General features: G+C 46.3%; 21 protein-coding genes, 1 tRNA gene and 2 rRNA genes (1 of these 24 running past the window's edge). 9 read left to right on the top strand and 15 right to left on the bottom strand.

Features of this window, described 5'->3' with window-relative positions:
- The 5 genes from FLM48_RS00210 to FLM48_RS00230 form a co-directional block, all read left to right on the top strand.
- Window positions 1–2,663: ribosomal RNA gene (locus tag FLM48_RS00210) — 23S ribosomal RNA — on the top strand; it begins 230 nt to the left of the window's first position.
- Between the two features lie 118 nt (window positions 2,664–2,781).
- A 5S ribosomal RNA gene (gene rrf, locus FLM48_RS00215) occupies window positions 2,782–2,897 on the top strand.
- 36 nt (window positions 2,898–2,933) lie between these two features.
- Window positions 2,934–3,010, top strand: a tRNA-Asp gene (locus FLM48_RS00220).
- Window positions 3,011–3,899: 889 nt separating this feature from the next.
- Window positions 3,900–4,154 carry a YkgJ family cysteine cluster protein gene (locus FLM48_RS00225; protein WP_179022729.1) on the top strand — a complete coding sequence of 85 codons (255 nt, stop codon included), beginning with the start codon at window positions 3,900–3,902 and terminating at the stop codon, window positions 4,152–4,154.
- 10 nt (window positions 4,155–4,164) lie between these two features.
- Window positions 4,165–4,620: an Rrf2 family transcriptional regulator gene (locus tag FLM48_RS00230; protein WP_028773782.1), complete on the top strand. Its 456-nt coding sequence runs from the start codon at window positions 4,165–4,167 to the stop codon at window positions 4,618–4,620.
- Between the two features lie 4 nt (window positions 4,621–4,624).
- On the opposite strand, the gene FLM48_RS00235 is transcribed toward FLM48_RS00230, so the two are convergent.
- Genes FLM48_RS00235 through gpmM form a run of 4 tightly spaced genes read right to left on the bottom strand, consistent with a single transcriptional unit; the run spans window position 4,625 to window position 9,321 of the window.
- Window positions 4,625–5,374, bottom strand: coding sequence for a divergent polysaccharide deacetylase family protein (locus FLM48_RS00235; RefSeq protein ID WP_179022730.1), 750 nt, complete (start codon window positions 5,372–5,374; stop codon window positions 4,625–4,627).
- Window positions 5,375–5,390: 16 nt separating this feature from the next.
- Window positions 5,391–6,599 (bottom strand): S41 family peptidase, encoded by a 1,209-nt coding sequence (locus FLM48_RS00240; RefSeq protein ID WP_179022731.1) that lies wholly within the window; start codon window positions 6,597–6,599, stop codon window positions 5,391–5,393.
- A gap of 33 nt (window positions 6,600–6,632) precedes the next feature.
- Complete coding sequence (locus tag FLM48_RS00245; protein WP_211237699.1) at window positions 6,633–7,769, bottom strand: murein hydrolase activator EnvC; 1,137 nt, start codon at window positions 7,767–7,769, stop codon at window positions 6,633–6,635.
- A 7-nt stretch (window positions 7,770–7,776) separates the two neighbouring features.
- Window positions 7,777–9,321: a 2,3-bisphosphoglycerate-independent phosphoglycerate mutase gene (gene gpmM / locus FLM48_RS00250; protein WP_179022732.1), complete on the bottom strand. Its 1,545-nt coding sequence runs from the start codon at window positions 9,319–9,321 to the stop codon at window positions 7,777–7,779.
- A 236-nt stretch (window positions 9,322–9,557) separates the two neighbouring features.
- Here gpmM and FLM48_RS00255 point away from each other — a divergent pair, with 236 nt between their 5' ends.
- The 4 genes from FLM48_RS00255 (at window position 9,558) to FLM48_RS00270 (ending at window position 13,018) form a co-directional block, all read left to right on the top strand.
- The gene (locus tag FLM48_RS00255; RefSeq protein WP_028773777.1) at window positions 9,558–9,992 is read left to right on the top strand and encodes a rhodanese-like domain-containing protein; all 435 of its coding nucleotides are present in this window, start codon (window positions 9,558–9,560) and stop codon (window positions 9,990–9,992) included.
- 201 nt (window positions 9,993–10,193) lie between these two features.
- Window positions 10,194–10,682: a protein-export chaperone SecB gene (secB, locus tag FLM48_RS00260; RefSeq protein ID WP_028773776.1), complete on the top strand. Its 489-nt coding sequence runs from the start codon at window positions 10,194–10,196 to the stop codon at window positions 10,680–10,682.
- Window positions 10,683–10,688: 6 nt separating this feature from the next.
- Window positions 10,689–11,708: an NAD(P)H-dependent glycerol-3-phosphate dehydrogenase gene (gpsA, locus tag FLM48_RS00265; protein ID WP_028773775.1), complete on the top strand. Its 1,020-nt coding sequence runs from the start codon at window positions 10,689–10,691 to the stop codon at window positions 11,706–11,708.
- Window positions 11,709–11,833: 125 nt separating this feature from the next.
- A complete protein-coding gene (locus FLM48_RS00270) occupies window positions 11,834–13,018 on the top strand; it encodes an NAD(P)/FAD-dependent oxidoreductase (protein WP_179022733.1) in 1,185 nt (394 codons plus the stop codon).
- A 33-nt stretch (window positions 13,019–13,051) separates the two neighbouring features.
- Here FLM48_RS00270 and FLM48_RS00275 read toward each other — a convergent pair whose 3' ends face one another.
- From FLM48_RS00275 to FLM48_RS00325, 11 genes are all read right to left on the bottom strand, one after another.
- On the bottom strand, window positions 13,052–13,486 hold the full coding sequence (locus tag FLM48_RS00275; protein ID WP_179022735.1) for a hypothetical protein: 435 nt from the start codon (window positions 13,484–13,486) through the stop codon (window positions 13,052–13,054).
- On the bottom strand, window positions 13,477–14,385 hold the full coding sequence (locus tag FLM48_RS00280) for a hypothetical protein (protein WP_179022737.1): 909 nt from the start codon (window positions 14,383–14,385) through the stop codon (window positions 13,477–13,479). Before FLM48_RS00280 ends, FLM48_RS00275 begins: the two co-directional genes overlap by 10 nt.
- A gap of 13 nt (window positions 14,386–14,398) precedes the next feature.
- Window positions 14,399–15,187 carry a hypothetical protein gene (locus FLM48_RS00285; RefSeq protein ID WP_179022739.1) on the bottom strand — a complete coding sequence of 263 codons (789 nt, stop codon included), beginning with the start codon at window positions 15,185–15,187 and terminating at the stop codon, window positions 14,399–14,401.
- A gap of 37 nt (window positions 15,188–15,224) precedes the next feature.
- Complete coding sequence (locus FLM48_RS00290; RefSeq protein WP_179022741.1) at window positions 15,225–17,093, bottom strand: S8 family serine peptidase; 1,869 nt, start codon at window positions 17,091–17,093, stop codon at window positions 15,225–15,227.
- 222 nt (window positions 17,094–17,315) lie between these two features.
- Window positions 17,316–17,585 (bottom strand): RebB family R body protein, encoded by a 270-nt coding sequence (locus tag FLM48_RS00295; protein WP_028773772.1) that lies wholly within the window; start codon window positions 17,583–17,585, stop codon window positions 17,316–17,318.
- 241 nt (window positions 17,586–17,826) lie between these two features.
- Window positions 17,827–18,501: a glycoside hydrolase domain-containing protein gene (locus FLM48_RS00300; protein ID WP_179022743.1), complete on the bottom strand. Its 675-nt coding sequence runs from the start codon at window positions 18,499–18,501 to the stop codon at window positions 17,827–17,829.
- A gap of 291 nt (window positions 18,502–18,792) precedes the next feature.
- Window positions 18,793–19,560, bottom strand: coding sequence for a hypothetical protein (locus FLM48_RS00305; RefSeq protein WP_179022745.1), 768 nt, complete (start codon window positions 19,558–19,560; stop codon window positions 18,793–18,795).
- A 30-nt stretch (window positions 19,561–19,590) separates the two neighbouring features.
- A complete protein-coding gene (locus FLM48_RS00310; RefSeq protein WP_179022747.1) occupies window positions 19,591–19,914 on the bottom strand; it encodes a hypothetical protein in 324 nt (107 codons plus the stop codon).
- Window positions 19,915–19,973: 59 nt separating this feature from the next.
- The gene (locus FLM48_RS00315) at window positions 19,974–20,654 is read right to left on the bottom strand and encodes a hypothetical protein (protein WP_179022749.1); all 681 of its coding nucleotides are present in this window, start codon (window positions 20,652–20,654) and stop codon (window positions 19,974–19,976) included.
- 30 nt (window positions 20,655–20,684) lie between these two features.
- Window positions 20,685–20,942: a hypothetical protein gene (locus FLM48_RS00320; protein ID WP_179022751.1), complete on the bottom strand. Its 258-nt coding sequence runs from the start codon at window positions 20,940–20,942 to the stop codon at window positions 20,685–20,687.
- Between the two features lie 204 nt (window positions 20,943–21,146).
- On the bottom strand, window positions 21,147–21,422 hold the full coding sequence (locus FLM48_RS00325; RefSeq protein ID WP_179022752.1) for a hypothetical protein: 276 nt from the start codon (window positions 21,420–21,422) through the stop codon (window positions 21,147–21,149).
- Window positions 21,423–21,428: the final 6 nt, after the last annotated feature.

Raw genomic sequence — 21,428 nt, forward strand, 5'->3', positions numbered from 1 at the left:
ATTCCCCTAGTAGCGGCGAGCGAACGGGGATTAGCCCTTAAGCGTAGAGGGTGTTAGTGGAATGTGTTGGAAAGCACAGCGGCACAGGGTGATAGCCCCGTACATGAAAACTAACTTTACGTGAAATCGAGTAGGACGGGACACGTGACATCTTGTCTGAACATGGGGGGACCATCCTCCAAGGCTAAATACTCCTGACTGACCGATAGTGAACCAGTACCGTGAGGGAAAGGCGAAAAGAACCCCTGTGAGGGGAGTGAAATAGAACCTGAAACCGTATACGTACAAGCAGTGGGAGCGGTCCTTGAGACCGTGACTGCGTACCTTTTGTATAATGGGTCAGCGACTTACATTTTGTAGCGAGGTTAAGCGAATAGCGGAGCCGTAGGGAAACCGAGTGTTAACTGCGCGTTTAGTTGCAAGGTGTAGACCCGAAACCCGGTGATCTAGCCATGGGCAGGTTGAAGGTTGAGTAACATCAACTGGAGGACCGAACACACGTATGTTGAAAAATGCGGTGATGACTTGTGGCTGGGGGTGAAAGGCCAATCAAACCGGGAGATATCTGGTTCTCCTCGAAAGCTATTTAGGTAGCGCCTCGAGCGAATACCATTGGGGGTAGAGCACTGTTAAGGCTAGGGGGTCATCCCGACTTACCAACCCTTTGCAAACTCCGAATACCAATGAGTACTACTCGGGAGACACACGGCGGGTGCTAACGTCCGTCGTGGAAAGGGAAACAACCCAGACCATCAGCTAAGGTCCCAAAGTTATTGCTAAGTGGGAAACGATGTGGGAAGGCTTAGACAGCTAGGATGTTGGCTTAGAAGCAGCCATCATTTAAAGAAAGCGTAATAGCTCACTAGTCGAGTCGGCCTGCGCGGAAGATTTAACGGGGCTAAGCAATACACCGAAGCTATGGGTTCAATACTTTGTATTGAGCGGTAGAGGAGCGTTCTGTAAGCGGTTGAAGGTGAAGGGGTAACCCACACTGGACGTATCAGAAGTGCGAATGCTGACATGAGTAACGATAAAGGGAGTGAAAAACTCCCTCGCCGAAAGACCAAGGGTTCCTGTCCAACGTTAATCGGGGCAGGGTGAGTCGACCCCTAAGGCGAGGCCGAAAGGCGTAGTCGATGGGAAACGGGTTAATATTCCCGTACTTCTGCTAACTGCGATGGAGAGACGGAGAAGGCTAGGCTAGCGCGGCGTTGGTTGTCCGCGTTTAAGGCTGTAGGTGGTGCACTTAGGCAAATCCGGGTGCGCATACACTGAGAGTTGATGACGAGGTCCTAAGGGACTGAAGTAGTTGATGCCATGCTTCCAGGAAAATCTTCTAAGCTTCAGGTTAGTAGGAATCGTACCCCAAACCGACACAGGTGGTCGGGTAGAGAATACCAAGGCGCTTGAGAGAACTCGGCTGAAGGAACTAGGCAAAATGGTACCGTAACTTCGGGAGAAGGTACGCTGCTGTTGGTGATGGGACTTGCTCCCTAAGCTGACGGCAGTCGCAGATACCAGGTGGCTGCAACTGTTTATCAAAAACACAGTACTGTGCAAAATCGCAAGATGACGTATACGGTATGACGCCTGCCCGGTGCCGGAAGGTTAATTGATTGGGTTATCTTCGGAGAAGCTCATGATCGAAGCCCCGGTAAACGGCGGCCGTAACTATAACGGTCCTAAGGTAGCGAAATTCCTTGTCGGGTAAGTTCCGACCTGCACGAATGGCGTAATGATGGCCACGCTGTCTCCAGCCGAGACTCAGTGAAGTTGAAATTGCGGTGAAGATGCCGTATACCCGCGGCTAGACGGAAAGACCCCGTGAACCTTTACTATAGCTTGGCACTGAACATTGACCCTACATGTGTAGGATAGGTGGGAGACTTTGAAGCAGGAACGCCAGTTCTTGTGGAGTCAACCTTGAAATACCACCCTTGTAGTGTTGATGTTCTAACTCTGGCCCCTGAATCGGGGTTGAGGACAGTGCCTGGTGGGTAGTTTGACTGGGGCGGTCTCCTCCCAAAGAGTAACGGAGGAGCACGAAGGTTGGCTAAGTACGGTCGGACATCGTACGGTTAGTGCAATGGCATAAGCCAGCTTAACTGCGAGACATACACGTCGAGCAGGTGCGAAAGCAGGTCATAGTGATCCGGTGGTTCTGAATGGAAGGGCCATCGCTCAACGGATAAAAGGTACTCCGGGGATAACAGGCTGATACCGCCCAAGAGTTCATATCGACGGCGGTGTTTGGCACCTCGATGTCGGCTCATCACATCCTGGGGCTGAAGTCGGTCCCAAGGGTATGGCTGTTCGCCATTTAAAGTGGTACGCGAGCTGGGTTCAGAACGTCGTGAGACAGTTCGGTCCCTATCTGCCGTGGGCGTTGGATGATTGAAGGAAGCTGCTCCTAGTACGAGAGGACCGGAGTGGACGAACCGCTGGTGTTCGGGTTGTTATGCCAATAGCATTGCCCGGTAGCTACGTTCGGAATCGATAACCGCTGAAAGCATCTAAGCGGGAAGCGAGTCCTAAGATGAGTCATCCCTAGGAATTTAATTCCTCTAAAGAGCCGTTCGAGACTAGGACGTTGATAGGCATGGTGTGTAAGCGTTGTGAGGCGTTGAGCTAACATGTACTAATGACTCGTGAGGCTTAACCATACAACCCTAATGGGTTTTACTGGTGGTGAAACTTACAGAAGAATACAAACACTTGATTGAAGTGGACTTAGCCTGAATAGGGCATAAATAATTAGCTTTCTAAATTGTACCTAATTTGTCTGGAAACCATAGCATTGTGGTCCCACCTGATCCCATCCCGAACTCAGAAGTGAAACGCAATTGCGCCGATGGTAGTGTGGGGTCTCCCCATGTGAGAGTAGGTCATTTCCAGACGCCAAATTTAGTGAAGTGCTTCGGCTTTTCACTAAAGGAGCGGTAGTTCAGTTGGTTAGAATACCGGCCTGTCACGCCGGGGGTCGCGGGTTCGAGTCCCGTCCGCTCCGCCAACATTACGATAAGCCCTAGCAGCAATGCTAGGGCTTTTTCGTATCCGTATTTCAAAGAAAAATTAAAGCAAAATACGCATGCGGTTTACTAAAGGAGCGGCAGTTCAGTTGCACTTACTTTGTTCCTGACAATGTTTAGCATACACTCCATCCCTGGAGATATTAGACTCTTTTAAAAAGAAAGCGACCTGTCTCGCCGGGGTCACGGGTTCGTCTCTTGATAAGAGCAAGTCCGCTCCGCCAACATTAAGACGAAAGCCTCTGCAGCAATGCAGAGGCTTTTTTCGTATGTGATTTTGAAAGAAATCATGTCGAAATTAAAAAGCTATTCGCTAAATAAGTGGTAGTTCAGTTGGACCTACGTTGTTCCTGACAATGTTTAGCAGACACTCCACCCCTAGAGATATTAGACTTTTTTGAATAGAAAGTTGTATATCCATAGACAAAGCCTGTTCGGCATCCACGGCCCTTGCTCGAAAACACGTTGCTTTGCGATACTTGCCGCCCATCCTACTTTTCAGTTAGTGCCCAAGTAACTGACCTGATCTAGCCGGTTTCATAGCAATATTGTCAAAGCATGATCCTTTGCCACTAGTGAGCGGAAGATTGATCTGGTTAGGAATCTATATTAAATCCTGTGCTACTATTAACATGTATTTATTTTATATGATTAGTGTGACTAGTATCGTGCAACTTTGAAAATTGTTGCTATAGCCATTAATAACATTAAGGTACAATCTCGGGCCGTTAACAAAAGGCATTGATTTAGTCTTAGAGACGGTGATTGCTATTGCATATATGTGATCTTAATAACGGCCCTTATCATGCTGCTGTGATCAATGCGCAAGTCATATACCTAATTATAGGTATAATATAATTGGAATAATCAATGGAATGTCGATTAGGTTGTGGCGCTTGTTGTATTGCGCCATCTATTACTACAGCAATTCCTGGTATGCCCGAGGGTAAGCCTGCTGGAGTGCGCTGTATTCAACTTAACGAAGACAATTTATGTAAAATTTTTGGACAAACAGAACGTCCAGATGTTTGTTTACGATTTGCGGCAACCGAGGATGTGTGCGGCGCAACGAATGATGAAGCGATATGGTTAATCCAGTCGCTCGAAGCAGCCACTCAAAGTTAGAAGGGTTATCATGCAATTAACACGTTATACAGATTATGGTATTCGCACACTGATGTATCTTGCGATTCAACCGGAACGCGAGAGCTTATTCCGTATTGCTGAGATCACAGACGTGTTTGAGCTGTCTCCAAATCATGTTTCTAAGATTATTCATCATTTGGGCAAGCTTGGCTATATTCAAACATTGCGTGGCAAGAGTGGTGGCTTTCGGTTAGCAACACCAGCAAACGAAATCAATGTGGGTCAACTGGTGCGTCAGCTAGAAAACTCTCTTGCTGCTATCGACTGCAGTAAGCCTTATTGCCGTTTTACTCCAGCCTGTAAGCTCAAAGGTGTGCTAGCAGATGCTGTCGCAGCGTATTTAGCGGTGCTTGATCAATATACATTGGCTGATATTGTCAGTAACCAGTCAGAGTTGCGAGAACTGTTACCCGATTTAAATATTCCCGTTTTACAAATTGCTTAACGGCTTATTTAAGTCGCGTGGTCGCACTACCAGGTTGTTGGGCAATATTGTAAGGCAATAACTGCGATGCATTGACCAATGTAATGCCTTGGCTGCTCAACCTATGTAAATTCTCGTTTAAGAAGTCGATGGTTTCTGGATACGGGTGAGCAATCGCTACAACTCGTCCCTGTTGATGGGCTAAGGTTATGAGCTGTTGGAACTGCTTCTCTAGACCAGTCGTTGATGTGTCATTGTCTAAAAAGATTTGCCGTCTGAGTGATGGAATTCCAATTGTGTCTGCGGTCGATTCTGCTCGTGTATAGCGAGTGGTAACACTATCAATAAAATACCCTTGCCGTTGTTTTAAACTTTCCATTAGCCATTGCATAGGCTCATCAAGTTGAGTTAACAAGCTGCCCATATGGTTATTCACTCCTACAGCAAACGGTACACTGTTAAAGGCAGAGTCGAGCTGTTGTTTGAACTCAAATTCATTCATTTGGTTGGTTAAGCCACCTGGACCAAGGGTTTTGCCGTTAAGCGCCTGCATTGGCACATGTAACATGATTTCATGGCCTTGCTGATGTGCATGCTGGGCTAAGGTTTCGCCTAAAGGAGTGTGGGGAAGAACGGATAATGTTATTGAGCTTGGTAAAGACAGTACGGCCTCATCGGTTTGACGATATCCAATATCGTCAATGATGATAGCGACTTTTGAAGCTTGTACTGCCTGAGTAAATATTAATATTGCTATAAAAAGAAATAAGCGCACTAGTTTTTATTTTTATTTATGAGCCCTTTTTGTTGAGCTCGCTATTGTTAATCCACGTGATGGCAGTGTTTACCATACTGTCATGGGGTGTAAGCTCGCTGATTATAGGCATACTTTGTGGTTCAGTCATAGCTGCTGTTTCAAATAAAATATCCGGAGCAATACCAATAGTATTGATATCATTGCCTTTCGGCGTAGTGTATTTCGCTATGGTTAGCTTGATGGCATTGCCCTCTATTAAGGTTGGGATCAAGCTTTGCACTGTGCCTTTTCCAAAACTCTGTTGGCCGATGAGTGTGGCGCGACCATTGTCTTGCAGGGCGGCAGCTAATACCTCAGAGGCGGAGGCAGACCCTTTATTAATTAACACCAGTAAGGGGACTTTGGCCATCATGGTTTGCGGAGAGGCGTAGTAATCCGAATTGGCGTCGAAAAACCGACCTTGTGTTGACACTATGCGACCCTTGGCTAAAAAAATATCGGCTATGTTAATCGCTTCGTCTAGCAGGCCACCCGGATTGTTGCGTAGATCGAGAATCAGCCCACGTAGCGGCACGGTTTGCCATTTTGACAGCTGGGCGATCATCTCATCTGTAGAGTCGTGCTGAAAGCTGGCTAAGCGAATGTAGCCGACATTATCGGGCAACAGCTTTGCGGTAACCGACTGAATAGAAATTAAACTGGGCTCCATTGCCACCTGGTAGTCATTTTCAGAGCCCTGATGAGATAATGTCAGTGACAAGCGTAAGTCGTTGCTACTGTGGTGACGGATCTCTTTGAGTAACGCTTCTAACCCTTCAGCATCGACCGCTTTACCGTTAACTTTGACGATCTGGTCGCCAGCTTGAATTCCTGCTCTTTCTGCGGGAGAGTGGGGAAAAGGGCTAATAATGGTGACCTTGTCATCACTAATGGCGATTTCAATGCCAAAGCCAAAGTACTCGCCCTTATTTGAATCTCGCATTTCGCTATAGGCTTCGGTATCGAGAAAGTCAGAGTAAGGGTCGAGTTTTTTGAAAATACCACTGATGGCTGCATTGATCAGTTCACCTTCGCTAACATCGTCAACGTAATAGGTTTCTATGGTATTAATAATATCAAGTAATAGTGGGTAGTTAAGCTGAGCATTGAACGGTTGGGTGTTTTCTTTACCTGCCAGTGTGACCGATAGTCCTATGGTTAATCCGATAACAATACACAGTAAGTTTTGAATAAATCGTTGCATACACAGCCCCTATAATACGGGGATGTGCATCATCTAGCGTTTACAATATCGCGCCGGATCGATAGCTTGCCCCTTATGCCTTACTTCAAAGTATAGGCCAGGTTCGGTCTGTCCACCGGAACGACCAACCAATGCGATGGATTCACCTTTGTTGACGGTGTCACCTGCGTTCTTTAGCAGGGCTTGTGCATGACCATAAAGGCTCATATAACCTTTACCATGATCGACCACCAACACCATACCAAAGCCACGCAACCAATCGGCGTATATTACTTTGCCCGCAGCAATAGCATTGACTTGCTGGCCTTCAGGGGCGGCCATTATCACCCCTTTCCATTTTACTTGGCCGGAACGGCGGCTACCGAAACCAGAACGAATCCGTCCTTTGGTGGGCCAATTGAGTTTATTCTTGCTTGAGAGCCCTTCCATTGCGGGGCTGTCTTGCATAGCTTTGAGTGCTTGTTCGACCACCCGCTTTAAACTGGCCTCTTCTATTTGCAACTGCTCAAGCTTTTCACCGCGAGTGTTTAAGGTGCGTTGCAATTGCGCCAATGTATGTTGTCTTTGGGTTTGCTCTTCACTTAACGCTTTAGCTTGTTGGCGTTGTTCGATAACTAACTTATTGAGCTCAGCTTGTTTACTCGTTTGCGCTTGGTGTACCGCTTCTAGCTCTGACAAGGTTTGTTGCAGCTCGTTAATGGACGCCATGCGTGCGTTATTTAGGTATTGGTAATAAGCTAAAAGTCGCTCGATAGTTGCAGGACTTTGCTGATTGAGCAGCATTTTAGAGTAATCATGATTACCGGCCAGATAGGCACTGGCTAACTGATTTGCTAACGTTTCTTGTTGTGATTTTTTTAGAGTATCGAGCTTGGCTTGTTGCTGATTGAGCTTACCAAGTTCGTCGTCTGTCGTCGCTAACTCTGTTTGGGTCTGATTGACTTTGCGGGCAGCATTTGCGATGGCTTGTTCATCTTTTTTGAGTAACTGGATCAGCTTTTCTCGCTGGGCATTGGTGTCTGCTAACGCGGATTGTTGTTTGCTTATTTGCTGTTGAATGGCATCCAGCTCAGACTGACGTTGTTTCAGATCTGATGCCTGCGCTGCAAAACAAAATAACAGACAGCCAGCAATAATGCTGGCTGTATGGCGTATGCAATGTTTAACCAAAGACTATTTACTCACTTAGTGTGATGATATTGCGCCCAGTCATTTCTGTAGGCACTGTTTGTCCCATCAAGGTTAACATAGTTGGTGCTAAATCACTTAAGCGACCATTAGCGCTAATTTCGCCTTTGCGTCCAACGTAAATCAGCGGCACCAATTCACTGGTGTGCGCAGTATGGGCTTGGCCAGTGCTTTCATCGGTCATTTGCTCAGCATTGCCGTGGTCTGCGGTGATCAAACATTCACCGTCAACTTTAGCGAGCGCTTCTACAACACGGCCAATACAGCTATCTACCGCTTCACAGGCTTTAACAGCAGCATCAAAATTGCCAGTATGACCTACCATGTCACCATTAGGGTAATTACAGATAATGACATCATATTCTGTAGATTCAATAGCTTCTACTAACTTATCGGTGAGTTCTGTCGAGCTCATCTCAGGTTGTAGGTCATAAGTGGCTACTTTGGGAGACTGAATCAGTTCTCGTTTTTCACCTTCAAATGGCTGCTCTTTACCGCCATTAAAGAAGAAAGTGACGTGCGCGTATTTTTCCGTTTCAGAGATGCGCAACTGGGTTTTACCGCTGTTTTGTAGAACTTCACCTAAGGTATTGACCAGATCAACTGATGGATATGCGATTGCGGCGTCAATATCAGCAGCATATTCAGTTAACATGACAAAGTTGACTTTAGGCGTCACATCGCGAGTAAAGCCATCAAAATTGGGATCGACAAAACTGCGAGTGATTTGACGCGCGCGGTCGGCACGGAAGTTCATGAAGATAAGTGCGTCATCATCGTTGAGGGTGGCCACGTTGCCTTGAGTATCGGTTATGGCACTGCTAGTGACAAACTCATCATTTTCGTCGCGCTGATAAGCCGCTTCGAGTGCGTCAACTGCATTGTCAAACTGGTGTAAGCTCTTTCCTTGGGTGATCAGCTCATAGGCTTGTGAAACACGATCCCAGCGGTTATCGCGATCCATAGCATAGTAACGACCAATAATAGATGCTACCCGACCAGTGCCTAATGTAGTAAACAGATCATCAAAATGCGCCAAGCTTGATTTGGCGCTGCGAGGCGGTGTATCGCGTCCATCTAAAAATGCATGCAGGTAGACCTGCTTAGCACCGCGACTGACGGCCAATTTGCACATGGCTTCAATATGAGCCTCGTGACTGTGTACGCCACCGGGTGAAAGTAAGCCCATAATGTGCACCGCGCCATTGGCTGCGATTGCTTTATCAACTGCTGCAGTTAGTGCGGGGTTGCTATCGAATTCACCATCGTCAATTGCTTTACCTATGCGGGTTAGCTCTTGATAGACCACTCGACCAGAGCCGATGTTGATATGGCCAACTTCTGAGTTACCCATTTGACCATCTGGCAGACCAACATCAATGCCGGAACCTGAGATTAAGCTGGTTGGGTAAGTGCTATTTAATCGATCCAATACCGGTGTATTCGCATGAAATACTGCATTATTGTCAGTGTTTTCGCGGTAACCCCAGCCATCGAGGATCAGCAAGGCCAATGGGCGTTTGCGTGTCGTCATGGTGGTACCTTTTAAAGTTTAAGAGTTGTTAGAAATCGAAATTGGTTAAATATTACTACGTATAGGGGGGATGAAAAAGCCATTTACACCAATTACAGCTATCGGTTTTGTGATAAATGCCCGCTTAGTCTATGTCTCAGGCGCCCAGAGCACGAACAACTTGCTGCAATCTTATGCCGCTTTGGTATACTCTGTGCCCTTACTGAACTTCCAGCCACTGAAGTAGGCCGTTAACCATGCAAGAATATATTGAATTTTTCCGCGCTAACCCATTATTGAGCCTCGCTTGGGTGGGTTTATTTATTGGACTCTTGGTGAGTGTTTATAAATCTAGCGTATCTAAAGTGACCAATGTTGATCATCAACAAGCCACTTTATTGATTAACAAGCAAGACGCTAAAGTCGTTGATGTGCGTAGTAAAGAAGAGTTTAAAAAGGGTCATATTGTTGGTGCAATCAACATTCCTTTGTCTGATATTAAAAATAATCAGATGTCAGCCCTTGAAAACGATAAAGCCAGTCCCATTATAATGGTATGCAATGCGGGAATGGTTTCTACCCAAGCTGCACAACTTATGGTTAAGGCGGGTTTTGAATCTGTGCATAGCCTTAAGGGCGGTATGGGCGATTGGCAACAGAACAACTTACCTGTTTCCAAGAGCAAGCGATAAATTAGTCGCCAAATGATTGCTTTATAACGGCATCATTAAGTAGAGTATCACCTCTTAAATCAGCTCAAATGATCATTGCGATTGTTTGAGGACACTAAAAAACTGGGATGGTGGCGAAGGTCTTAATCGGCCTAAGTAACAAAAGCCCTTAAGCAGTGTTTCCAATTAGGGAAGCAGTAACAAATTATTAGGTAGGAAATTATGGCTGAAGAAGTAGCAAGCAACGAAGAACAGGCTCCACAATTCAATATCCAACGTGTTTACACTAAAGATATCTCTTTTGAAACACCAAACAGCCCAGCTGTTTTCCAAAAAGAGTGGAATCCAGAAGTTAAGCTAGATCTTGATACTCGTAGCGCTAAGCTAGCTGATGACGTATATGAAGTTGTCCTGTCTCTGACTGTTACTGCTAAAAACGGTGAAGAAACGGCATTCCTTTGTGAAGTACAGCAAGCGGGTATCTTTGCGATCGGCGGCCTAACTGAGCAACAACTTGCTCACTCTTTAGGTGCATATTGCCCTAACGTGCTATTCCCATATGCTCGTGAAACTGTTGGTAGCCTAGTGGCTCGTGGTACTTTCCCACAACTAAACCTAGCGCCAGTGAACTTTGACGCACTATTTGCTCAATATGTTCAACAGCGTCAAGCATCAGCTGAAACAGAAGCTACTGAAGAAGCAAGCGCTTAATCACGCATGAAAAATACTGCCGATATTACGGTACTGGGGGCGGGCTCTTATGGCACCGCCCTTGCTATTTCTTTAGCCAGTAACGGTCATAAAACCCTTTTGTGGGGCCATGAGCCTGAGCACATCGCCAATCTAAAGCGCGATCGTGCTAACGAAGAGTTTTTGCCTGGCATTGCCTTGCCAGAATTACTGCAACCTGAAGCAGACCTAGCAGCGGCCCTTAACGCCTCTAACAATGTATTAGTTGTTGTACCGAGTCATGTATTTGGCTTAGTGCTCAAACAAGCTAAACCTTTGTTGCGTGATGATGCGCGTATTGTTTGGGCGACTAAAGGGCTAGAGCCTGAAACCGGGCGCTTGCTGCAAGAAGTCGCCGGTGACATTTTAGGTGACAACTATCCGTTAGCGGTATTATCCGGTCCAACTTTTGCTAAAGAGCTGGCCGCCGGTATGCCTACTGCTATTTCGGTGGCGGGAACCGATGAAACCTTTACCAATGATCTCGTTGAGCTCCTACATAGCCCAAAGCGTCTGCGTGTATACGCAAATGATGACTTTACTGGCTTGCAGCTTGGCGGCGCAGTGAAGAATGTTATCGCGATTAGTGCTGGCATGTCAGATGGCATCGGTTTTGGTGCCAATGCTCGTACGGCATTGATCACCCGTGGTCTGGTTGAGCTTTCAAGACTAGGTGAAGCCATTGGTGCCCAAAGCGCCACCTTTATGGGGATGGCTGGACTGGGAGATTTGGTACTAACTTGTACCGATAATCAGTCGCGTAACCGTCGTTTTGGATTGGCCTTAGGTCAAGGAAAAGATGTCGATGCTGCGCAACAAGAAATTGGTCAAGTGGTTGAAGGCTATCGTAATACCAAAGAGGTTTACACTTTGGCTAAGCGATTAGGTGTTGAAATGCCAATCACTGAGCAGGTTTATAAAGTATTGTACCAAGGCGGTACGCCCCATGAAGCGGCCAAAGCTTTATTGGCTAGAGATAAGAAATCTGAAACAGCCGATAACGAATAGCTTGATGTGGTTTATGCCATAAAGCTTTAAAGGGTGCTAAAATAGCGCCCTTTTTTATTGTCTGCCGTCACAGCGACGCACCGACAAAAAGTGTATGCAGCGAATCCATGCAAGAGGTTGTTTAAGTGAAACATCATAACGTCATTATTATTGGTGCCGGCGCGGCCGGACTCATGTGCGCAGCGACAGCAGGTTATCGTGGACGTGACGTATTGGTGCTAGATCATGCTAAACAAGCGGGTAAGAAAATTCTTATCAGCGGTGGTGGTCGCTGTAATTTCACTAATCAAAAAGTTGAACCAAGTAATTTCATCTGTCGTAATCCACACTTCGTAAAATCGGCTTTAGCACGTTATCGTTCCAGTGATTTTATAGAGCTCGTTGAGCGTCATGGAATTGAATACCATGAACGTGACCATGGGCAACTGTTTTGCAATGACTCGGCAAAAGAAATTGTGGCAATGCTGCTAACCGAGTGTGAGTGGGCTGGTGCTCAGGTGCAGCTACGTACAGAGATTATTGACATTGCCCGCCAAGACAGTGGTGCATTTATCATTAACAGCAGTAAAGGCCAATACAGCTGTGACTCATTAGTGATTGCAACTGGTGGCCTTTCTATGCCTAAACTCGGGGCTACGCCCTTTGGTTATAAAGTTGCCGAGCAGTTTGGGTTAACCTTGCTGCCGACTCATGCAGGCTTGGTACCCTTTACCTGGCATAGTGAGCAAAAGGCGCGCTTTGAGCCGCTGTCAGGCATCGCTGTGCCCAGTACTATCACTGCTAAAGATGGCACTGAGTTTAGTGAAGCCCTGCTGTTTACCCACCGCGGCCTATCAGGCCCGGCTATTCTGCAAATCTCCAATTATTGGCGTGCCGGTGAAACTATCAGTATTAATCTGCTGCCGCATATGGATGTGGCAGAGTCACTGCAGCATATGACCACTCAGCATCCTAAGCAAAGTTTGCGTAACACCCTAAGTCAATGGCTACCTAAGCGGCTCATTGAAGTCTTGTTTGATGAAGCTTTGCTTAACATGGCGCTCAATCAACTTGTCCATGCTCAGCGCGATCAAATTATTGCCGATTTGCATCAATGGCAGCTATTAATGAACGGCACAGAGGGTTACCGCACCGCTGAAGTCACCTTAGGTGGTGTTGATACCGATGAGCTGTCATCTAAAGATATGCAAAGCAAAAAGGTGCCGGGTTTGTATTTTGCTGGTGAAGTGATGGATGTTAGCGGCTGGCTTGGTGGCTTTAACTTTCAGTGGGCATGGGCGTCGGGTGTTGCGGTCGGGCAATCTGCTTAATATTGTTCATAAAGGGTAATCAATAATTTAAATTCAATATTTATTGTTTACTGTTATGGATAAATTTCTTGAGCGTTGCAGTCGTTGTTGAGCGATGGCAACGCCCTTAGACACAGGCTGATTTAAGCTTTGTGTTACCGCGTGGTTGACTATTGAGCAGCAATCTTGCTTGCCCCATTGATAGGATTTTTCGCCTTGCTTGGCAAAGCTTTCCACAAACTGGGTGACTTGCTGGCTTGATAGTGTCGAACTTAACGTTTGGCATTGGGTGGATGCGGTCTGTAACTGTTTTTCCGCCCCCACACCCGATAAACCATAAGATAAACTCTGCACTAGCTTGCCATGTTGGTCGAGGATCTGCGCATAACAGTGTTTGAGCCTTGGGTGGCCGTTGTGGTTTGCGCTTGCCCATAAGTTATTGGTACAGAGCTTTAAGGTATATTGCTCACTTTGGCCTGTTAGTGGCATAGATACTGTTTCCAAGGCACGGTGATAAATGGGTATTCGCCTGTGACATCGACAGCGCAATACCAGCTTTGGCTGGCGCCAGTATTAATGCCTTGATAGTGAAATATCACCTTAGCGATGAGCCTATCGCCACTGGTTTGGGTTTTGACTTGGACGTTCACCAGCTGGTACCCACTTGGGTTGGCTCCCGATGTGTTGGGTTGATAGCAAAACCCATAGGTTTCTGTATAAATTTTATCGTTATTGTATAAGGTGAAATTAATCGCTCGTTCCGCATTGGATTCACCGTTGTTAGCGTTAAGTGATAACAGTTCATTGACCACTTGGGTAAAGGATGTGCTTTTGCTTTGTTCCTGTTGGGCAACTTGTTGCAAAGCCGGGGTGTTGGTTGCGGTGATATTACTGACCGCAACACGTCCGTCAGCTAAGCGTTGGCCAACAAGAATAATATTACCGGTGTCTGGACTCAAAGCGGAGATCAACTGTAATAAGCACTGGTTGGAAGTCGGTAATAGACTGAATAGATGATTGTTGTCGGTATTTTCTAGCACCCAATTCATCTCTCTGGCAATGTATAAGTTTTGCGGTTGGCTGAGGCCGTTATATAGCCACTTTGACTGTTGTGGTTGGCTGTTGATTTGTTCGAGTTCGACTTGATCGCTGGCCATGCTGTTAGCTGGAGGTGGTGTTCCAGCTATTTGGCTCGCTTGCAAAAACTCCTGCTCCAAACTTAGCGATGGAAATAGCGCATTGATTTTACCCACCACATAAATCCAGTTGTTTGGTTCTTCGTTGTTGGCCGGTTTAATAGTGGACTTTGTTAAGCCATGCCATGGGAGCTGCTGCTGTTGGAAACCGTTCCCTGTGATTGTGCCGGCTTGTATTGATAGACTTTTCATCAGATCACCTCAGTTAATTGGCTGGCACAAATGTGCGTAGCGGGAAAGTAAGGAAAGGGTTTTGATCGCTCACGTCGATGCCACAGGCATAAAAATTATTTATGCCGTTTTGGTTAAACCCTAAGATGACTTCAACAACAGTTCTGTTATCAACGGCAGTGCTGAACTGAAAACTCAAGCTTTGTAAGCTGGTTAGATTAAGACTTTGCTGTTGGCTTAAGCTGGGTAGTTGAGTCATCAGAAAATTGACCGCGCGATCAGCATCGCTAATGCCACTGTTGGCTTTGATTGGTAACAGCTCGGACTGTTGTTGGTCGAGCGTTAGTAAGTTGCTTGTCATCACTAAAGGAAGATTGAGATTGCCACAATAACTAGCAGGCGCTTTGGGGCCTAACATGCCACACAGCGTAACGGCTGAGGGGGCGAGTGAGGGGTTAAGAGCTGAAATAAAGGCATTTAGCACAATTTCAGAGCTGGGAACCATTAAGTAGCTGTCGACATCATTGATAGTAAACACCCAGCAAGCTTGCTCAGCTAAATAGGCATAGGGGTGGACGCTAAGCTGACTCTCCCCTGGTGCACTTATCGTGTGAGAGAACACCGCGTAGTAATCACCCTTGGTTGCCTTTATTGTTTGCGATGCAGCATTAAATTCATGTTGCAGATCGAGCGTAGCGAAGTAGGGGCGGAATTGACCGATAGCAAATACAAAAGTTTGCTCACCACCGCCGCAGTTTTGCGGTGTGATGCTAGCTGTGACATCCCTCGTGCCCGTGGGATTAGATTGTGTAGTCGTTGTCATAATTAAACTCCTTTTTATACGGATAACGTATGTGGATTCAAGACACTAAGGTGTAGGGAATAAAAGGTTGAATCGCGCTACTGATAAAAGGAAAGCAACCGGAAACATCGACACAACAATAGTAGTGTTTTTGTTGGTCACTATCGTTTGCCTGAAAAGTGAAAACCACATCAACAAGGGTTTGATCTGATTCGATGTCAGCGTAATTACAATTTACATCGGCTAGGAAATATTGGTTTGCATCGCCATTATTTGAGCTGTTCTTGTTTTTTAGCTGGTGGGTATGTTGGTAAACATCGGGATAACGAAACGCCAAATAGTTTTTTGCGCGGGCAAAGTCATTGTCTCCGGCGTTAGGGTTGAGCTCCAATTGGCGGATAACATCTTGAATGGCATCAGAACTGGCGCCAGTATAGCTCTTTAACATGTTGTGCAGCTCATCCATGGTTTGGCTGAAGAGCTGTTCACACATTAAAGTGGGCAGCGAGTTCTGGCTGTCGTTAGGGCCGATATAGCCTATGACAGTAGAGTAAACGGGTTGCAAGGTATTTGGCTGCGGTTTTAAGGCTTCGATACATTGTTGTAATTCAACTAATGAGCGAGGCATCACTAAATAGTGGTTAGCGCCATCAATGCTCAGTTGCCACTGTGCTTGAGTCGCAAGGTATAAATAAGGATATTGCCTTGTTTGACTGTCTTGGTGACTAAACACTTGATAGTAATCTAGCTCGCTGACTTTTAACTGTTGTGCGGCGCTGTCAAAAGCTTGTTGAACCCCTTGATTGGGAAAAGTCACGGTTAAGATACCAACAGCATAGGCCAGTGGTGGGGGCGAGGGTTGATCGGTTTGGCAACTACAGGCGCCGTTTGCTTGTTGGCAGCCACAAGATTGCGGGCTGAGTGATTGTATATTTGCTTGCTGCATGTCTATTTGCTGCACTTCTATGCTGCCATCACCGGCCTTATTCGCTTGGCTTGATGCAGATGGTGTGTTGATTGGTGTTGTTGTCATCATTTGCGGTTCTCGAGGGTTGGCGGGTAAGTCACGGCTAAGTTGTCCTAAGCTCGCCTCGCCATCTAGTGCGCTTGGGATGTTAGCTTGCTGCTTAGGGCCATGATGCATTAAAGCGTCGTAGATAGTTTGTGATGTTACATTTGGGTTTAGGCTCCACAACAGGGCTGCTGCGCCGGTAACAAAAGGTGCAGCAGCGCTGGTCCCAGTCATTTGTTTATAGCCACCGCCCGCAGCGGTACTGGTGATTTGCTCCCCTGGTGCGAGCAAACCATGTTCAGCTACCCATTGGCCCGTATTGGCGCTAGGCAGTATTTGTCCTTGAGCATCGACAGCACTTACCGCAATAACCCAAGGGTGGGCGAAGATGCTATTCACCTCTTCGCTGAATTGATTACCGCTGGCACCGACAAGTAGCACGTCATTTTGTTTTGCTTTGTCGTAGGCTTGCTTTAGCTCGGCGGATAAGGGCTCGGGTTGGCCACTCAAGCCGACACTCATATTGATAATATCTGCACCAGCATCAATACACTGATTGACCGCATCGGCAAGCTGCAGTTGTGTGACCGGCGGGCAGCTTGCTAGGTCATCGGCTTGACAAAATATTGGCCGGGCTAGGAAGGTACATTGCGGGCAGATTCCGGGTGCTTGCGAGTCTCGGTTAGCGGCTAAGATACCGGTAATAAAGGTGCCGTGTTGGCATGAAGGAGCATCGGCCGAGTCACAGGTTACTGTTTGGGAGTCGTCTAGCATCTTGAGATTGGTTTGGGAAAAATCGGCATGCTGCCCATCAATGGCGCCATCAATAATTGCCACTACAATTTCTGGGTTGCCTTGGCTTTGATGGTAAAGCTGACCAAGTTGGAAATTGGCCTTGGGGTTTATATTGTTCACCTTGTTTGCCTTTTGGTTAGTGGCTTGAAGCCATCAATATAGCCAGCTATTTGCGCTAAGAATTGGATTAACTTAGGTGACTGATTGGCGTTTTTTCGTAACTTATTTAGTCAATCTAAAGGGGAAAAAGTAATGCCTGAACACGAGTGTTCAGGCATTTTTTGATGTTTAGCATAATAATGACAGCCTGTTTTGGGCCGCTAGAGATTAAGCTGCTAGAAACTAGGCCCCTAGAATGGTTTTGGTCGCCATGCCAGTACTGGCGGTGTCGATGGAATACAGGGTAGTAACGCCCATTGTGGTTGCCGCTTGTGCGGTTACTGCCATCTGTTGCTGCGCCGAAGTCGCATTGTGGGCAGCATTACCGAGTGCTTGAGAAGTCGCTTGGAACAAGTTACCCATAGAGAGTGCTGGCGCATCGCCAAGTACCTTTACATTAGCTTGGGTGACGGAATCGGTGATTTGATCGTTGACTGCTGTAGGGAATGCCATTGTAAATTTCCTTATTCTTTCGATTGTGAATGAGTTAAAAGCCCTGTTGTTCAAACGGGTGACTTTCAACGCAAATTATAGAAATTAAATACACAATAAAGATTGGCAAAACAACGCAATCGAAATGGTACAACTTAGGGGCTTTTATGCATTTTTGTGGTGCATGGCATAGCCATGTAGGTTAGAAACAAAGCCATCACACAGTACAAGACCGTGTGATGTCTGCGCCACGATAGGGGGGTTATTGATAATACGCCCAGCGGATTTTGCAGGAATCGTTATTTTCTCCAATTGAGATGCTATGGAACTGACTTTCACCTAGCCCATTGGCGCAACTAATTGACTGTAGAACATTGTTACCTGATGTCGGTGCTTCAGATGGACAGCTACAACCTGATGTATTGCCATAGTAATAACCTACGGAATAGCCTGCATCGAGGACGTAATCGCATAACGCTTTTAGATACTGCTTAGTTTGTTCTGCGGTAAAGCTCTTATCATCTGGCTGAGCACTTAAGGCATTAATACTCTCTATATCTATCCACACCGTGATCCCTAAAGGTAGTCCAACATGGTTGAGCTCTGCGACGATAATTTTGCCGTTGGCATTTGCTTCATCGACAATGCTAGTCGCTTTAATAGGTTTGGTTTGTGGTATTTTATATAGCGGCATTAGCGATAATCCACTACCGCCTTCATCAGCTGCTAACATAATGCTATAGGCTTCTAAATTGGTTAAAAAGTGTTGGGGTTCTTTGCTGTCTTTAGAAGAAATGCCTATTTCTCTAAGACAAAAACTGTAGTCTTCTGTTTGGTATTGGTCGGCGAGAATAGGATTAACCACTGCGCTAGACACAAAGCCTTTTGCGTGGCGGGTCGCCACTTCAGTTTGTGCTCTTAAATTAAAATCTTCCATGTAAGATGTTCCTCTATTAAATGCTGTAAGTGCTTGAATAGAGCTAGCTTGATCAACATTGTGGTATTACTTAACTGTCGTCGTGCGGCTCCATGTTCAGATCAAAAGCGCTAGCTCTTGATAGAATAACTATAACTAGCGTGACTTTTACCAACTTGGAATAGTTAACCATCTACTTGGTAAAACCTACGATTCCTTAGCGATTTGTTGCGCATATTTGCTACTAAAGATTTTAGCGGCGTTGGTGTGATTCGGCTGTGGTATCGCGCCCATCAAAGATGGGCTTTAGGGTTAACAGGGTAAGGCAGATTTTGGAGCGGTTGATGTGAGTGATGCCGATATGTACGCGAGGGCTTTTTCCGGCAGTTTATCTACTTCCCAGATAAACAATCCGCCAATATCATAGTGTTTCACCGTGTTCAAAAAGTAATCTAAGTTGTCGTCGGTTAATCCTGCTGGCGTGAGCGCTAAAATAATGTGTTTTCTAGCGACGCCATTGGCTAACGTACGTTCAATTGCTGGGCGTACATTTTGCTCAATATCTTGCATGCTCCACATCTGTGCGCCGTAACACATCAAGATAAAACGGTTGGTGCAATTGGCTGCAGCGATATTTTTCACAGCCTGATTAGTGGCCGCACCTAAAGTGGAGCTGTTAGGGTTGTTATAATCCCAACCTGCGCTAAACGTGTAGCTGCTTTGTTTTGGCGTTAGTTGCTGCATGGTGTCGATTACCATTGCAATATTCATTTGGCTTTCATCATCAAAATCGACGCCATCCCAATAGTGATTTTTTGTGCACTGTACAATCTGCGTGATGTCTTGTTCTGAGTCAGGCATATTGTTCGGCGCAGCGCCCGCGCCACCATAGGTCCACAACACCTTGGCTTTGCTGTTTCTGGGCGCATTGTCCTTGGTTGGGCTCCAGCCTGGCTGGGCTACTGTGCCTGTGGTGAGGCCGGTTAGGTTGGTGACCATGCCGAACATAATGATGTCGAGCTGTGGGTCGGCTTGGTAGTCTATATCTTGGCTCCAGCCTCCGATAATGTAGTCAGCCATTTGATCTCCTTATCAATAAAAATGCTAATGCTAGCTTGAAGGGAAGCCTGCTAAAACGCCACTGGCAGCGGCTCCAATAGCCGTATAGTTGGCAATGCAGGCGGTTTCCATGGTTGCGATGGCGGTGGTTACCGCGGTAAAGGTTGCCACATCTTCAGTAGCAAGCAGCTGCCCCAAGGCCGCCCCGCGCGCTGTGTTACTCATGGTTTGGACATTGCGCAGTGAGTCAGTGGCATCTTGAATGGTAATACCGGCAGATTGGGCAACAGCCTGATAAGCTTTACCTGCGCTAGCGGCTTTGTTGGCCGCTGCCATGGTCTGAGCTGAGCTGATGCTAACATTATTGCTTGGCATATTTTCGGGTTACCTTTATTGCTGTGCCATATAAAGTTTAAATCTGGTTATGGTCAAGATTAATTCAGCTGCTGTAGTTGTTGGTTGATCTGTCCTTTAATGGGGACGTTGATTGGGTTGACGGTATTAACCAAATCGCCCTCGCAGTCACTGCTTTGAATACGCCTGTTATTGCAGTTTCCTTGATTACACCCTCGGTTAATGGCGTACCAAAAAATGGGGCTAGTAGGGTTTGCTTCAATCGTATTGTAGTGCCTGACTGCATTGAGTGCCTGTCCACTGATCTCGATGTAGGGGTTGCCATTATTTGCGTGATAGCTTTGCTCATTACAAGGCACGTCTAACCCTTGTTGGATAGAAGCATTGGTATTTTGCCAACCGCAATAAAGGTTGGGTACAGAGTTATAAAGTTCAGTCAATACACTGCGATCATCTGCAGTATATTGGGCGTCATCTCGATTAGCATTTTGGCAGGCAGCAGTGATTGCATGATTGTTCGGAATAAGGCCTGTCGCTCGATATAACTTTTGTAGATTGCTGACACAAGTTTGCCGATCTTGATTATTTATACTGGCTTTGTAGCCCGCCACCATGCTTCCCCAACTTAAAATGTGGCATAGAGACTTTTGCTGATCGGCACAAGGGACTGCTTGGGTCGTTGCAGCTTTAAAACTTGGACGGTTTGCTGATACATCAATTTGTTTGTTGACGCCGCCATATTGATCGGGATTATTTGCCATAGTAATTTACCTCCATTTTCCATTTTAGGGTTAATGACCACATTCATGTCTAAACGCCGCTAAAAGTGCGTTACTGCGGTAGCGTGCGTTATTTATGTAGCCTTGATGAACGGCATCGGGACCACCGAAAAATTGGTTTGCGTGATATTCACGCCACTGAGCCATATATTCACAGGCGGTTGCACCTTGTAATAATTGTGGGCAGCTTAAGTGGCGAAAGTTATTCCAATATTGGTTACACATATCGGTCCAATAGCGGTATTGATACTGGCTAGCAGCATAGTTCATGGCTCTATCCTTATGTTGTTGGGTATTTGGTACTAATGACTAATATAGATTTGGTAAATCAGCGCAACTTGGTAGATGTTGGGATTGAGTTGGTAAAACTTAGGTGAGTGGTTATTGATGAGATGAACTTGTAGATAAAGCGCTTTATGCATCACGAGTCATAAAGCGCTGAATGACGTTGCTGGTGGACAAAGGGGATAAATATCACTCAGTATCAACCACCGCCTGAGTGGCTAGGCGCTCTGCTTCCTCTGGGGTTAGCATTGAACCACCACCGCTAATTTGTTGTGCTACCGCTTGATCGGCAGCAATCACCGCATCACGGGCAATTTTCTCAGCTTGCTCCGGTGAAGTGGTATAGTAGCCTGTGGATTCTTCTGCGGTGTCAATATCAGCATCGACGACGGCTTTGGTGGCTGCCGCTTCTTCAGCAATGACTTTTTCCTCTGATGCTTGCTCTAGTCTTTGATCTCGGTTCATGGTTAA

This window comes from Shewanella sp. Scap07, assembly GCF_013394145.1.
GTDB lineage: Bacteria > Pseudomonadota > Gammaproteobacteria > Enterobacterales > Shewanellaceae > Shewanella > Shewanella waksmanii.